This window comes from Shewanella chilikensis, assembly GCF_037953065.1.
GTDB classification, from domain to species: domain Bacteria; phylum Pseudomonadota; class Gammaproteobacteria; order Enterobacterales; family Shewanellaceae; genus Shewanella; species Shewanella chilikensis.
Map to the genome: position 1 here is coordinate 1,572,957 of NZ_CP149966.1, position 14,765 is coordinate 1,587,721.

General features: G+C 51.6%; 11 protein-coding genes. 7 read left to right on the forward strand and 4 right to left on the reverse strand.

From position 1 onward, the window contains the following. Nucleotides 1–336 precede the first annotated feature (336 nt). From WKR14_RS07235 to rfbB, 3 genes are all read left to right on the forward strand, one after another. Nucleotides 337–1,848, forward strand: a complete 1,512-nt coding sequence (locus tag WKR14_RS07235; protein ID WP_107006252.1) for a Fic family protein — start codon at nucleotides 337–339, stop codon at nucleotides 1,846–1,848. A 93-nt stretch (nucleotides 1,849–1,941) separates the two neighbouring features. Further along, complete coding sequence (locus tag WKR14_RS07240; protein ID WP_000082736.1) at nucleotides 1,942–2,922, forward strand: IS5-like element ISEc68 family transposase; 981 nt, start codon at nucleotides 1,942–1,944, stop codon at nucleotides 2,920–2,922. Between the two features lie 185 nt (nucleotides 2,923–3,107). Beyond that, on the forward strand, nucleotides 3,108–4,235 hold the full coding sequence (rfbB, locus tag WKR14_RS07245; protein WP_335909216.1) for a dTDP-glucose 4,6-dehydratase: 1,128 nt from the start codon (nucleotides 3,108–3,110) through the stop codon (nucleotides 4,233–4,235). On the opposite strand, the gene WKR14_RS07250 is transcribed toward rfbB, so the two are convergent. Continuing rightward, entirely contained in the window at nucleotides 4,232–5,437 is a 1,206-nt protein-coding gene (locus tag WKR14_RS07250; RefSeq protein WP_165564833.1) for an RNA-guided endonuclease InsQ/TnpB family protein, read from the reverse strand. The two genes, rfbB and WKR14_RS07250, sit on opposite strands and share 4 nt — an antisense overlap. 45 nt (nucleotides 5,438–5,482) lie before the next feature. Between WKR14_RS07250 and tnpA the strand changes: the two genes are divergently transcribed. Next, the gene (gene tnpA, locus WKR14_RS07255) at nucleotides 5,483–5,899 is read left to right on the forward strand and encodes an IS200/IS605 family transposase (protein ID WP_335909953.1); all 417 of its coding nucleotides are present in this window, start codon (nucleotides 5,483–5,485) and stop codon (nucleotides 5,897–5,899) included. A 356-nt stretch (nucleotides 5,900–6,255) separates the two neighbouring features. Here the strand turns inward: tnpA and WKR14_RS07260 are convergent, their stop codons facing one another. Continuing rightward, nucleotides 6,256–7,632, reverse strand: coding sequence for an L-serine ammonia-lyase (locus WKR14_RS07260; protein ID WP_215774196.1), 1,377 nt, complete (start codon nucleotides 7,630–7,632; stop codon nucleotides 6,256–6,258). A gap of 296 nt (nucleotides 7,633–7,928) precedes the next feature. On the opposite strand from WKR14_RS07260, the gene nagZ reads away from it, so the two are divergent. The 3 genes from nagZ (at nucleotide 7,929) to WKR14_RS07275 (ending at nucleotide 10,157) form a co-directional block, all read left to right on the forward strand. Next, on the forward strand, nucleotides 7,929–8,945 hold the full coding sequence (nagZ, locus tag WKR14_RS07265; RefSeq protein ID WP_339087566.1) for a beta-N-acetylhexosaminidase: 1,017 nt from the start codon (nucleotides 7,929–7,931) through the stop codon (nucleotides 8,943–8,945). Nucleotides 8,946–9,027: 82 nt separating this feature from the next. Further along, nucleotides 9,028–9,588: an alpha/beta hydrolase YcfP gene (ycfP, locus tag WKR14_RS07270; protein WP_039035109.1), complete on the forward strand. Its 561-nt coding sequence runs from the start codon at nucleotides 9,028–9,030 to the stop codon at nucleotides 9,586–9,588. A 296-nt stretch (nucleotides 9,589–9,884) separates the two neighbouring features. Then, nucleotides 9,885–10,157, forward strand: a complete 273-nt coding sequence (locus tag WKR14_RS07275) for an acylphosphatase (protein ID WP_335910984.1) — start codon at nucleotides 9,885–9,887, stop codon at nucleotides 10,155–10,157. Here WKR14_RS07275 and WKR14_RS07280 read toward each other — a convergent pair whose 3' ends face one another. Beyond that, nucleotides 10,158–11,288 carry a CsiV family protein gene (locus WKR14_RS07280; RefSeq protein WP_335910983.1) on the reverse strand — a complete coding sequence of 377 codons (1,131 nt, stop codon included), beginning with the start codon at nucleotides 11,286–11,288 and terminating at the stop codon, nucleotides 10,158–10,160. Continuing rightward, nucleotides 11,288–14,752: a transcription-repair coupling factor gene (gene mfd / locus WKR14_RS07285; protein ID WP_335910982.1), complete on the reverse strand. Its 3,465-nt coding sequence runs from the start codon at nucleotides 14,750–14,752 to the stop codon at nucleotides 11,288–11,290. The genes WKR14_RS07280 and mfd overlap by 1 nt, the downstream gene beginning before the upstream one ends. Nucleotides 14,753–14,765: the final 13 nt, after the last annotated feature.

The window sequence follows — 14,765 nt, forward strand, 5'->3', positions numbered from 1 at the left end:
AGTAGGATTGGTGGAAAACATGGGGGTTGTATGATGAAAAGTCAGTGATTTTGATAGGTAATCACCCGAAATGACAGAAAGGAGATTCGAGCGATAGGGCGGTGAGTAGTCACTAAGTGCTCGCCGGTTATAAATCTGTACTTTTTTGGAAGGCTTATGGCCGGAAAGCTCTGTTTCTTGTATGCCTTTTCAAGCTAATGAGCATTAAAGCCTAAAAACAACAAATCATTAAAACCTATAAACTAATCGACATCAAAACCTATAAATGATATAACACTAAAACTTAGAGGTGAATGTAATAACTGGTAAGTATCATAAGTAATGGTTAGAGCGAGCATGAATGACATATCACAAAAACTAGCAGATTCGCTTGAGCAATTACAGCAGCTTCAAGAGTCAGGGGCTGTTGCTATCCAGTCAAAACGACTCGGTCGAGTGCATCGAGAACGGCTCTTAAAGCATGGGTTTATTCGTGAAGTTATTCGGGGTTGGTACATACCGGCGATGCCTGATGAAAAGCCTGGCGACAGTACATCTTGGTATACTTCTTTCTGGGATTTTTGCGGTGCATATTTATCGGAACGTTTCGATAAATCCTGGTGTCTCTCACCTGAGCAATCACTTAGTCTGCATATCGGTGATAGAACCGTACCTCAGCAATTGCTCGTGCGCTCGCCCAAAGGCAATAATAAGCCCACCGCCTTCCTACACAATACCTCGATTTTTGATGTCAGGTTGAAGATGCCCGCCGCAGAACACATTGAAAATCTGGAAGGGCTCAATGTATACAGCTTAGCGGCAGCACTTGTTTATTCTTCGGTGAATCAGTTTCAAAATGCCCCCATCCAAATGCGTACTGCCTTATCGATGGTGACAGATGCATCCGACGTATTGTCCGTTTTACTCGCCGGTAATCACAGTGTGATTGCCGGCCGATTAGTGGGGGCTTTTAGAAATATTGGCCGAGATTTGATTGCTGACAATATATTAAAGGGCATGCAAGCGGTCGATTTGAAAGTGCAAGAAGAAGACCCTTTCGCCGAGAAAGTACAGATTAGCTTTGGCCGTCGTGATGTCTCGCCCTATGTTAATCGCATGCGGTTAATGTGGGCGCAAATGCGTGAAAGTGTTATCGCGAATTTCCCTGAACAAATACAACAAAGCGTCGATATCGAAACCTACATGGCCGAAGTGGAAGACAAATACGTCACAGATGCCTACCACTCACTGTCCATTGAAGGCTATCGGGTAACTCGCGAATTGATTGAACTGGTTCGCTCTGGTAACTGGCAAGCTGAAGGTTCAGACGAGAGTAAAAAGCATTTAGATGCTATGGCAGCCAAAGGCTACTGGGATGCGTTTCAGGAGGTTAAAAAAGCGGTTCTATCGGTGTTAGAAGGTAATAATCCTGGCGATGTTTTGGAACAGACGCACAGCGATTGGTATCTCGCCTTATTTGGCCCAAGTGTGGCCGCCGGTATTATTAAACAATCGGACTTGGCCGGTTACAGAACAGGGCCTGTCTATATTCGCCAGTCTATGCATACCCCACCTAATAGGGACGCGGTTCGCGACATGATGCCGACACTCTTCGACTTGCTCGCAGAAGAAGAAAATGCAGCAGCCAGAGTGGTGCTGGGTCACTTCATTTTCGTCTACATCCACCCATACTTTGATGGTAACGGCAGAATGGGAAGATTCATCATGAATTTAATGATGGCCTCAGGCGGTTACCCTTGGACAGTCGTACCCGTCGAACGACGAGATGAATATATGCAAGCATTGGAAGCAGCCAGTGTCAAACAGGATATTGTCCCTTTTACACAGTTCTTGGCATCGCTACTTTAACAAAGGGCTGACGGCATATTACTAAGGAAGGTGCGAATAAGTCCGAGATGTGAGATCATCGTGTTGTAACCTGAACCCAGAATGAGTAACCGGATGAGCCAGCAACTGACTTTTGCCGACAGTGAGTTTTCCAGTAAACGCCGCCAGACCCGCAAAGAAGTTTTCCTTGGCAGAATGGATGACTTGCTTCCCTGGGACAAATTACTTGGCGTTATCGAGCCTGTGTATCCCAAGGCCGGTAATGGTCGCAGGCCCTATCCGCTGGAAACCATGCTGCGTATTCACTGCATGCAGCAATGGTACAACCTGAGCGATGAGGCCATGGAAGATGCCCTCTATGAAATCGCCTCCATGCGACAATTTGCTCGCCTGTCACTGGATAAAGCCATTCCAGACCGCACTACCATCATGAATTTCCGGCATTTGCTGGAGCAGCATGAACTGGCCCGCAAAATCTTCAGTACCGTTAATCACTGGCTAGCAGAGTGTGGCGTTCTAATGACCCAGGGCACCTTGGTGGATGCCACCATCATTCAAGCCCCCAGCTCTACCAAAAACAAACACAACAGCCGTGATGAAGACATGCACCAGACCAAGAAAGGTAACCAGTGGTACTTCGGCATGAAAGCGCACATTGGCGTGGACGCCAAAAGTGGCCTGACCCACAGTCTGGTGACCACGGCGGCTAACGAGCACGACCTCAATCAGGTTGGCAAGTTACTGCATGGCGATGAAGAATTTATCTCAGCCGATGCTGGTTATCAGGGGGCCGAAAAGCGCGATGAGCTCAGCGATGTCAGCGCAGACTGGCTTATCGCCAAGCGTCCCGGCAAAGTGAATGCATTGAAGCAACACCCGCGCAAGAACAAGCTGGCCATCCGTTACGAATACCTGAAAGCGAGTATCCGAGCGAAGGTTGAGCATCCATTTCGGATAGTAAAATGTCAGTTTGGTTTCGTCAAAGCCAGGTACAAGGGGCTGGCTAAAAATGACAGTCAACTGGCGATGTTATTCACCCTGGCGAACCTGGTTCGAGTTGACCAATTGATACGGGCACAGGCGAGATCTACCTGAAATGAGGAAATTGGCCTGAAACAGGGCCAAAATCAGCCACGAAGAGACGATTTTGGGCTGAAAATTGGAAAATTGAGCCACAGGACGTCGATAAAGGACGGTTTGGGGCGTCATATCGGGAGCTGCGGACCACTTAATCGCAGCTTCCCTAGCATGGCTAAACTCATCAAATCTGGTAGTGAAAAATGAAGATACTGGTCACTGGTGGGGCTGGATTCATTGGCTCTGCAGTTGTTCGTCATATTATCAACCATACTCAAGATAGCGTAATTAATGTCGACAAGTTAACTTATGCAGGCAATATCGAGTCTCTTGGCAGCGTAGAGAAAGATAAACGATACGCTTTTGAGCAAGTTGATATCTGTGACCGAGCAGAATTAGACAGAGTGTTTGATGAGCATAAGCCTGATGCAGTTATGCACTTGGCAGCAGAGTCTCATGTAGATCGCTCAATAACAGCTCCTGCTGATTTTATTCAAACAAACATAGTTGGTACTTACACCCTCCTAGAAGCGACTCGTGCATATTGGCACGAGCTATCTGATGATAAGAAGAGCGCTTTTCGTTTTCACCATATTTCTACCGATGAGGTTTATGGTGACTTACCTCATCCTGATGAAGTACAAAATTCAGGCGAGTTACCCCTATTCACTGAAGTCACACCTTATGCTCCGAGTAGTCCGTATTCGGCATCGAAAGCATCCAGTGACCACCTCGTTCGCGCTTGGTTGCGTACCTATGGTTTGCCAACAATAGTGACCAATTGCTCAAATAATTATGGCCCTTTCCAATTTCCTGAAAAACTGATCCCACTTGTGATTTTAAATGCGGTGGAAGGCAAGCCTTTGCCTGTTTACGGCAAAGGTGATCAAATTCGTGATTGGTTATATGTAGAAGACCACGCTCGCGCTTTGTATAAAGTTATCAAAGAAGGAAAAGTCGGTGAAACCTATAATATTGGTGGTCACAATGAAAAACGAAATTTGGAGGTGGTAAAAACAATATGTGCGATTTTAGACGAATTGATGCCTAAAGCTACTCCGTACGCGGAACAAATTACTTATGTGACAGATCGACCTGGTCACGACCGTCGCTATGCCATCGATGCTACCAAAATGAGCAAAGAGTTAAATTGGGTCCCTGATGAGACCTTTGAAACAGGGTTGCGGAAAACCGTGCAATGGTATCTTAACAATCAGGCTTGGAGTCAGCGAGTTCAGGACGGCTCTTATCAAAGACAACGCTTAGGTTTAATTTGTAACCTAATTGACATCCTCCTCGCCGTAAACGACGAGGATTCCTACTGCGGTTAGGCGCGAACGCCGGACTCGCTTCGGTGGGTTCCTGCTGCTGGCGGCATTGTTGCACCACTCACTTCACAGGCTAATCGGGCGTGTCCCGCCCTTAATACATTGATCGCGCCGACGACATCGGCGTTTTCTTCAAAGCCACATTCCACACAGGCAAACCGAGCTTGCGTGGCGCGGTTATCCTTCGATATGTGACCACAGCACGGACACGTCCGGCTGGTGTTTTTCGGTGGAACGGCGATCAGGTGGCCACCATTCCATGCCAGCTTGTAATCGAGCTGGCAACGGAACTCAAACCAGCCTTGATCAAGAATGGCTTTATTCAGGCCTGACTTCGCCCTAACATTCCTACCCTGTTGCTCGGCGGTTCCTGCCGCTGATTTTGACATGTTTTTGACCTGCAAATCTTCAATACAGACTATCGCGTGGTTTTTGCTAATGTCGTTTGAGATTTTATGCAGGTAGTCACGGCGGCTGTTGCCGATATTGGAATGAATGCGCTGAACTTTGGCTTTGGCCTTTTTCCAGTTATTGCTGAATTTTACCTTGCGGCTCATGGCCTGCTGCGCCTTGCGCAAAGCGGTTTCGTGCCGTTTGAAACTGTTGAGCGGGGCGTAAAAACGGCCATCGGACAGGGTGGCAAAGCGGGCAATGCCCATGTCAATGCCGATGGCATCGCCCTGATGCACGGCAATTTCAACTTCCCGCTCGGTCTGGATCGATACATACCACTTACCACAAACCTGACTGACCGTGACGTTTTTAATCTCACCTTCCACCGTCCGGCTGTTGCGGTAACGCAGCCAGCCGAGCTTGGGCAGGAAGAGTCGATTATTGCCTTGCTCCAGTTTCACCCCTTGTGGATAGCGAAAGCTATCTGACTGACCCTTCTTTTTGAAGCGCGGGAAGTCTGCTCGTTTGGCAAAGAAATTTTTGTACGCCCGATCTAAATCTTTCAGCGACTGTTGCAGCGTTTGAGAAGGTGAATCAGACAGCCATTTTGTTTCTGGCTCTGCTTTCCATTGTGGTAACAGATTATTCAGTTCAAAGGCCGATAGTTTCTTTTCACCCTGCTCATGTCGTTCTTTTTGCAACGCCAGCGCCTTGTTATAGACAAACCGACAAGCACCGGAGAAGCGGCGCATCTGGCGCTGCTGCTCTCCAGTGACAATCAGTTCGAATTTGTAGGCTTGCAGTCGTTGCATGGCTTGCTCATACTGTGTCAATACAACTCAATTATAGATTGGTCTATGGAAATTGAAAACGATTTAAGGCATGGCAGGCATTGCGTTTTTAAAATGCACGTTCATTTGGTCTTTGTAACAAAATACCGACGAAATGTCTTTACCAAAGAAGTGCTGGATGATCTAAAAATCTTTTTTGAAAAGGTCTGTCTTGATTTTGAATCAGAGCTGGTTGAGTTCGACGGTGAAGACGACCATGTGCATTTGTTGGTGAATTACCCGCCGAAGGTGGCCGTGTCGAATCTGGTTAACAGTCTCAAAGGTGTATCCAGCCGGATGATCCGAAAAAAGAATTACCCTTCGATCAAAAAGAAACTCTGGGGAGGTGCGCTCTGGTCGCCCAGTTATTTTGCGGGGAGCTGTGGTGGTGCGCCAATTGAGATCATCCGGCAGTATATTGAGCAGCAACAAACTCCGGCGTAGCCCTCAGAACGGCTTCGCCGTTGCGCTATTCATCCTCGCCCTGAACGGCGAGGTTTTCCGCGCTATCCGATAAACAAGATCTATTAAGGGTTGTAAAACCTATGATGAATAGTGATTATGGCCAGTACTTGCATAAGCTATGCCTGAAAGTTAATTAATAGCTCAGGATAAAGTGTTATTGCCTGGGACTGTGTTCGAAATACTGTGTCAGATCAATAATCATCCACTGATGTAGGTTTCGGGAGTCCTTTAAAATGAATAAGTTTAAAAAAGAAGAGCGCCAAATTTGGCGCTCTTCTTTTATCGGGAAGATAGTCCTGTTTTTGGTGGGACTACTGGAGAGATTGATTTGGTAATCAACACTCGACGATATTAACTGCCAGGCCGCCTTTGGCGGTTTCCTTGTACTTGCTGCGCATATCTTTGCCGGTATCCATCATGGTCTTGATCACCTTATCCAGGGAAACCTTGTGATTACCATCGCCGCGCAGTGCCATGCGTGAGGCGTTGATGGCCTTGACAGCGCCCATGGCGTTTCGTTCGATACAGGGAACCTGCACCAGGCCGCCGACAGGATCGCAAGTCAACCCCAGATTGTGTTCCATACCGATTTCTGCCGCGTTTTCAACATGCTCGACCGTACCACCCATGATTTCGGTCAGTGCGGCGGCGGCCATAGAGCAAGCCACGCCGACTTCGCCCTGACAGCCAACCTCGGCTCCGGAAATGGAGGCGTTTTTCTTGTACAGAATCCCTATGGCCGCCGCCGTCAACAGAAAACGGCAACAGACATCTTCATCCACTTCCTGAACAAAGGTGTCGTAGTAGCAGAGCACGGCAGGGATGATACCGGCGGCGCCATTGGTGGGCGCCGTTACCACCCGATCGCCGGCGGCATTTTGCTCATTCACAGACAGGGCAAACAAGTCCACCCAATCCATGGCATTGAGGGGATCGATATTGTTGCGGCCTTCGGCCTTGAGGCGGCGATGCAGCGCCGGGGCGCGGCGGCGCAGTTTAAGGCCACCGGGCAAAATGCCTTCTTTCTGATAGCCTTTTTCGACGCAGGCTTTCATGGTTTGCCAGATATGCCACAGTTTGGCTTTGACTTCATCTTCTGGGGCTATGCTGAGCTCATTGGCCATCATCAGCGAAGAGATGCTCAGGCCATTGTCGCAGCAAAGCTCCAACAGTTCGCTGGCGGTATTGAAATCGTAAGGCGCCTGGGCGATGGGAGTCGCCGGAGAAGCGTTACGCTGCTGAATTTCATCTTCATCGAGAATAAAACCGCCGCCGACCGAGTAGTAAGTGCGTTGATACAAACACTCTCCGGCCTTGAGGGCGTAGAGTGTCATGGCGTTGGCGTGTGCCGGCAGTGTCTTGCGCCTGTGGTAGGTGATACCATCTTCGCGGGTAAACTTAACCTTACGGCCATCGCTGAGCGTCAGTGTCTGGCTGTCGGCTACTTCTGCCAGAATCGCCTCTATGCTGTCGGTGTCGACGGTTTCCGGATCTTCCCCCATCAATCCCAGAATCACTGCCTTGCCGGTACCGTGGCCCTTGCCCGTTTGTCCAAGAGAGCCAAAAAGTTCTGCCTGCAGTTCGTCGACCTGTCCAAGTAAGTCATCTGCAGCCAGTTGTTCGATAAAGATTTTGCCCGCTTTCATCGGACCCACGGTATGGGAACTGGAAGGCCCTATACCTATCTTGAACATATCGAATACGCTAATCATTTGGTTAACCCTGTTGCTGTTTCGTTGTTATTTTAGTCATTGGGAGGCGCATTGCTCGCGCATGCGCAGGTTTCGGAGTAACCTTGACCCAAGTTACTCTGCCCATGGGCAAGTATCCCATACTTTTGGCCTGGAATATCATTAGTTATTCTTATTAAGCTAAGGTTGCATTAGCCTTGCTAACAAAGGGATTGACCCTGGTTGCGCTTTCCTTGCTGCCATACCTGTATCGGGGCTAACACCATTTCGTACCTTTTTCAGTCGCTTTCATGCGCGGTACCCTGTTGGAGATGTTTATGAGTCACTTAATGCTGGATCTTGCCTCTGTCGAGTTGACCCAAGAGGAGGCGTCTGTCCTGCAACATCCGGCCGTTGGCGGCCTAATTCTGTTCAGCCGTAATTACCAGGACAGAGAGCAGCTGATAGCCCTGATCCGCGCGGTTCGTCGGGTGCGTCCCGAACTGCTAATTGCCGTCGATCATGAAGGGGGCAGGGTACAGCGTTTTCGCGAGGGATTTACCCAAATCCCAGCCATGGGCGATATATTGCCGGCCGCATCAGGTTCGCTTCAGCTGGCGTCAACCTGGGCCAAAGAGCTGGGCTTTTTGATGGCCGTTGAGCTCTTGGCCTGCGACATAGATTTAAGCTTTGCCCCTGTGCTCGATCTCAATGGCATCAGTCAGGTGATAGGCACCCGCAGTTTCGCCTCAAAGCCCGAGCAGGTCACCGCGCTGGCAGCGGCCTTTATTGAAGGCATGACTGAGGCCGGTATGGCCGCAGTGGGCAAACATTTTCCCGGCCACGGCAGCGTCGAGGCCGACTCCCATATTGCCCAGCCGGTCGACCCGCGCAGTTATCAAGAGATTGCCGAGTGCGACATGCAGCCTTTTTCACAGCTGATCGCCAAAGAGATGCTCCAAGGCATTATGCCGGCTCATGTGATTTACCCCGAAGTAGACCCAAACCCCGCCGGATTTTCATCTTTTTGGCTCCAGCAGGAGCTGCGCGGCAAACTGGCCTTTAATGGAGTGATTTTCTCGGACGATCTCGGCATGAAAGGGGCGGCGGTAGCAGGAGACTATCAGGCCAGGGCCAGAGCGGCACTGGATGCCGGTTGTAACATGGTATTGGTATGCAATGACCCTGAGGGCGCCAGAAGCCTTCTGGGGGACTTTTCTTGGCCCGAGAGCAATCCTTTTCCGGCTGCAACATTGAGGGCCGATTCTGCTAAGGTGATGCAAGCATTGCAGGATGAAGCGCGCTGGGAGCGAGCCCGCGAGCTGGCGGCAAGGATTTCATCCACAAAAAATTGATTTGGCACAATATAGGCGCAACCTAACTTGGTTAGTTTGAAACCTGTATAACCATGACTGGAATGAGACTTGAGGAAACAAAATGATTTTGTATTTTCACGGATTTGATGCCACCAGCCCGGGTAATCATGAAAAAGTCAGGCAGTTACAGTTTATTGATGATGATGTGCGTCTCATCAGCTACAGTACCCAGCATCCCAGACACGATATGCAGCATCTGCTGAATGAGGTCAGTAAGCAGCTTAAACTCACTGATGATCCCAAGCCATTGATCATAGGTGTGGGGCTGGGGGCCTATTGGGCCGAGCGGATCGCTTTCCTGTCCGGGCTCAAGGCGGTATTGGTCAACCCCAATCTTTGGCCGGAGGAAAACATGCCCGGCAAGATAGACAGGCCGGAAGAGTACGCCGATATTGCCAGCAAGTGCGTGACCGATTTTCGCAGCAAGAACCGTAACCGCGCCCTGTGCCTGCTGTCGACCGAGGATGAGGTCTTGGACAGCACCCGCAGCCATGCCTTGCTAAGCCGCTATTATGAAGTGATTTGGGACAAACAGCAGAGTCATAAGTTTGCCTCGCTGGCGAGCCATTTGACTCAGATTAAAGCCTTCAAGCAGAATGAGGGTGTAGAGCGCGTCGGTTAAACAATCTTCTATGCGGTAAAGAGAGCCCTTTTTGTGATCAATGTCACGAGAGGGGTTTCGGGTTGTTGTTCTGTATGTTGCGCTGGTTGCATCGGGCCTGTAGCTGTGTAAAGTTACCTTTTATGGTGGTTTTGATACAAAGTGTTACGCTTTGTGGTTGCAAAATTACCGGACATTTTGCGTATGTCGCCCGATGCAGCTAACACTCTTTTGTTAGCTGTTTTTTTTTGCTTTTTTGTTAATCAACTGCTTGATTTATAAGCATAGCAAGATAATGAAGCCACAAGGAGACGCCCATGAAGCGGGTGCTGCTGACTGTGAAAGGCAAGGTGCAGGGAGTCTGTTTCAGACGTTTTACCCAGCAAAAGGCTCAGTCACTGGGGGTGACGGGGTATGTGCGCAACAAAGAAGATGGTTCGGTTGAAGTGTTGGCGCAGGGGGCTTATCCGGCCGTCGATCACTTAATAACCTGGTGCGAACAGGGGCCACCTCAGGCTCGGGTCGATGGAGTGTATGTAGAGGAAGACGAGGCAGATGAGATCTACCTCGACTTCTCTATCAGTGATTGATCAGAGTTCTTCGCCACCATCGACTTGAGTTTGGCTGCCTGGCTGGGCCATACGCCTTACCTGTAGGATCATCCCCATTCTTGGATGATCGAAGTAGTGTATTTCCCCGCTGCGAATACGGCGATTCTGTTCCATGGGAATGCTGTAAAGAAAGGGGGTTTGCAGCTCAGGCTCACCTTCCTGGGTGGCCAGAGATTTATAGCCGGCCTCCCTCAAATTAAAGCGGGTTTCCACATAGAGATAATGGCTGAGATAGATATTTAAAAGCCCATCGAACTCCCACACCGCCTTGGGTGTTTTGGGGACCATCAAGCTCCCAAGCGCTGCGTATTCCTCACTGCCCATTGGATTTGGTTCACTTAGGCCATTGTCCAATGCTTGCTCAGGCAGTTTTTCTTCAGATAAGTCTTCTGATAAACCATTCAAAGATGAGTTCGAAGCCGTGTCCAACTGGCTCTGGGGCAAGCCTGAAAGCTTGAAGTCTGAGCCAAAGTTACGGCCACCGAAGAGATGCAGTGCCTCGGCTCTGTGGCGGGGTTTCATCTGTTGCTGCCAGGTGAGATGCAAAAGCCCTTTCAAACCGCGTTGCCGCTTGAGGGCATTGATAACACCGCCAAATTGGGCCTGACTTTCACTGAGCAGCAGGGCGCCGGGTTGGCTGGCTGTGCTGCTGTCTCTGGGACTGATATTCACAGGCAACTGCTTGGGCATACGGATTTCCGCTTGCCGCTGTTGGCAAGGCAAAGCGGCGGTATCCGTTTGAGTCGTGTTATCGGCCTGGGCCAGAGATATCACTTGGCCTGCCTGAAGGGGGCGGCCGCGCTGCGAACCGGAGGCATCGTTATTGAGAGCCTTATCTGCTGCGTTGTCTGCGGATTGAGATTGCCATTGCGGATCACAGTCTCCCACAGCCATGCTGCCTGAGCTGATTTCGGTGGCGACCTGGGGAGTGATCAAGTCTATGGTCTTGTTCAGCTTGAGCTCCAGCGGCGTATCCGGCCACTTTTCCGTGCTTGGCCCGGGGCGCTCAAACAGGTATACCTCGACTTCGTACCAAGGATATTGTGCCGCCTGCAATACAGGCGAAAGTGTCAGCCCCAGAGCCAGGGTTGCCAGCATATTTCGATACACTATTTTTCTCCCACAGTGTGTTGTGCCAGTTGTTGCAGCAGTAGACCCACCATATCCAGGCGTTCTTTACTGCTTTCGGCCGCCAGGGTGAACTTTAACTTATTCGGTCCATCCATTCGATAGATTTGTGGCTGGGATTGCAACAGGCCAATGATAAAGCCGGGATCGATAATATGATCGTCACCGAACTCGACACTGCCGCCGCGGGCGTGAAAATCGAGTTTTTTCAGCCCGAGCGCGGTGGCCTGATGTTTGTACAGTGTCAGTTGCATCAGGTTACGGGTGGCTTCAGGCAACAAACCGAAACGGTCAATCAGTTCCACCTTGAGTTCATCCAGTGCCGCTTCCGTAGTGCAGTTGGCTATCCGTTTGTAGAGCGACAGGCGAATATTGACATCGCCCACATAGTCTTCCGGCAACAGCGCCGGGATCCTCAGCTCGATTTCGCACTGCTGGTTGAGCATCTGCGCCAGGGATGGCTCCTTGCCTTGTTTCAGCGCCTTGACCGCCGACTCCAGCATCTCCATATAGAGGCTGAAGCCTATCTTGGAGATATGGCCGCTCTGCTCATCCCCCAGCAATTCACCGGCGCCGCGGATCTCCAGATCCTGAGTCGCCAGCATAAAGCCGGCGCCGAGATCCTCCAGGGCGTCAATCGCTTCCAGGCGCTTGCGGGCATCTGAGGTCATGCGTTTCGGATGCGGGGTCATCAGATAGGCATAAGCCTGGTGATGGGAGCGGCCAACCCGGCCCCTGAGCTGATGCAGCTGCGCCAATCCGAAGGTGTCGGCCCGCTCTATGATGATGGTGTTGGCGCTCGGTACATCAATACCGGTTTCAATAATGGTGGTACACACCAACACGTTGTAGCGTCTGTGGTAAAAATCTGACATTACCCGCTCCAGCTCGCGCTCGCGCATCTGGCCGTGGGCCACTACCACTCTGGCATCGGGCAACAGCTCGCGTAGCTCCTCGGCGCGTTTCTCTATGCTCTCCACATTGTTGTGCAGGTAATAGACCTGGCCGCCACGGAGGATCTCCCGCTCTATGGCCTCACGGACACTGGCCTTGTCGTATTCGCGCACAAAAGTTTTCACCGCCAGGCGTTTGGCCGGCGGGGTGGCGATAATCGACAGATCCCGCATGCCGGACATGGCCATATTCAGGGTGCGGGGAATAGGGGTCGCCGTCAGGGTGAGAATATCCACATTGGCCCTGAGCGCCTTGATCTTCTCTTTCTGCCGTACCCCGAACCTGTGCTCCTCATCTATGATAAGCAGGCCGAGGGCGTCAAATTTCACCTCGCTGTTGAGCAGCTTATGGGTGCCGATAACAATATCCACCTTGCCGTTTGCCAGGTCGGCAATCACCTGTTGCTGCTCTTTGGCGGTGCGAAAACGGGACATGACTTCAATCTGCACCGGCCAGTCGGCGAACCTGTCCTTGAAGTTTTCATAGTGCTGCTGAGCCAGCAGGGTCGTGGGCACCAACACCACCACTTGCTTGCCGGCGTTGACGGCAACAAAGGCGGCGCGCATGGCCACTTCTGTCTTGCCAAAGCCCACGTCACCACAGATCAGACGGTCCATAGCCACCGGTGACTGCATATCGGCGAGAACGGCGGCGATGGAAGTTTCCTGATCCACTGTCTCTTCGAACGGGAAACCCTGGGCGAACAGGGCGTATTCGGCCTCATCCAGTTCACAGGCCTCGCCGGGGCGGGCCTGACGGCGGGCGTAAACATCCAGCAGCTCGGCGGCCACATCGCGAATGCGCTCTATCGCCTTCTTCTTGGCCTTGGCCCAGCTCTCGTTACCCAACTTGTTGAGGTTGGGGGATTCATCCGGTGCCACGGCGTAGCGGCTGATGAGGTGCAGCGATGACACAGGCACATAGAGTTTGTCGCCACCGGCGTATTCCAGCTTGAGGTATTCGGCCACCACGCCGCCGGTATCCAGGGTTTCCAGCCCCTGATAGAGGGCGACCCCGTGCTCCAGATGCACTATGGGTTGGCCGACCTTGAGCTCGGCGAGGTTTTTAATCAGGGCATCGCTGCTGATCTGGCGCTGTTTTTCCCGCCGCCTCTGCTGGGAGATCCGCTGACCGAAGAGCTCGGTTTCGCAAATAATGCTCAGCTTGGGCTCATGGAGTACGCAGCCCTTGGCAAGGGGCGAGACGATTAACCCCAGCTGTGCATCCGAGTCGATAAACGCCTTGAGATGCGGGAACAGTACCGGGCGCAACTCTATCTTGGCCAGCAACTCCATCAGCGCCTCGCGGCGGCCTTCGGATTCGGCGCTGAGCAGGACTCTGCCCGCCGAGGCGATATAGTCGGCCAATGCCTGCATGGGCTGCTTCAGCTTATGGTTGACCGAGATATCCGGCAGCGCGCTTACTGCAGCCAATTGCTGCGATTTTTGGGCATCCACCTGGCTCAGTTGCAGTCTTGGCCAGCGCTTGAAGGCGGCAAACAGCTGCTCGGTCAACAGATATAAGTCGGCCGGGGCCAGCAAGGGCCGCAGCGGATCGACCCGCCTGTCTTCATAGCGATTGCGCACCTGCGTCAGATGTACATCGGCGGCCTGCTGCAGGTCGCCCAGCGTCAGCAGTTGCACATCGCCGGCAAAATAGTCGAATAGGGTCGCGGTTTCATCAAAGAACAAGGGCAGGTAGTTTTCGATACCGGCGGGCATCAAATGGCGGCTGACCTGCTGATAGATGGACTCGGGCTCTTTAACCAATACTTCAAAATAGCGCCGATAACGCTGGCGGAAGCCTTCTATGGCCCGTTCATCTGTGGGGAACTCCTTGGCCGGCAGCATTCGTATCTGCGACAGGGGTTCCTTGGATAGCTGGGTTTCAGGATCGAAATGGCGAATCGATTCCACTTCATCATCGAACAGTTCAATTCGCAGCGGCTCGGCTGAGCCCATGGGAAAGATATCCAGAATCGAGCCGCGAATGGCAAATTCGCCATGTTCATAAACCTGGCCGACCAGATGATAACCGGCGCTGACCAAGTGCTCGCGCATCTGTTGCAGGCTGTAGTTGTCGCCCTTATTCAGCAACATCACATTGGCCGACAGGAAAGACTTGGGCGGCAGTCGCACCATCAGGGTGTTGATAGGCACTATTACCAGGGCGCGCTTGGCACTTGGCAACCTTGACAGGGTTTCCAGCCGCTGGGAGATCAGATCCTGATGCGGCGAAAAGCTGTCGTAGGGCAGGGTCTCCCGATCGGGAAACAACCACACGGGCAGGGTATCACCCAAAAGGTATTTGAGTTCGGCTTCCAGTGTCAGGGCGGTTGGCGTATCCGCTGTCACCAACAGGCTGACACCTTGATGTTGGCGGGCGAGGTTGGCCAAGGTCAGCGCGCGCTCCACGCCTTCGCCGAGACCAAGATGGCGGATCTCGCCGGCCTTTGGGGCACCCGCAGGCGCCAGTACAGAAAACTTATTCATTGAAGATGTGATA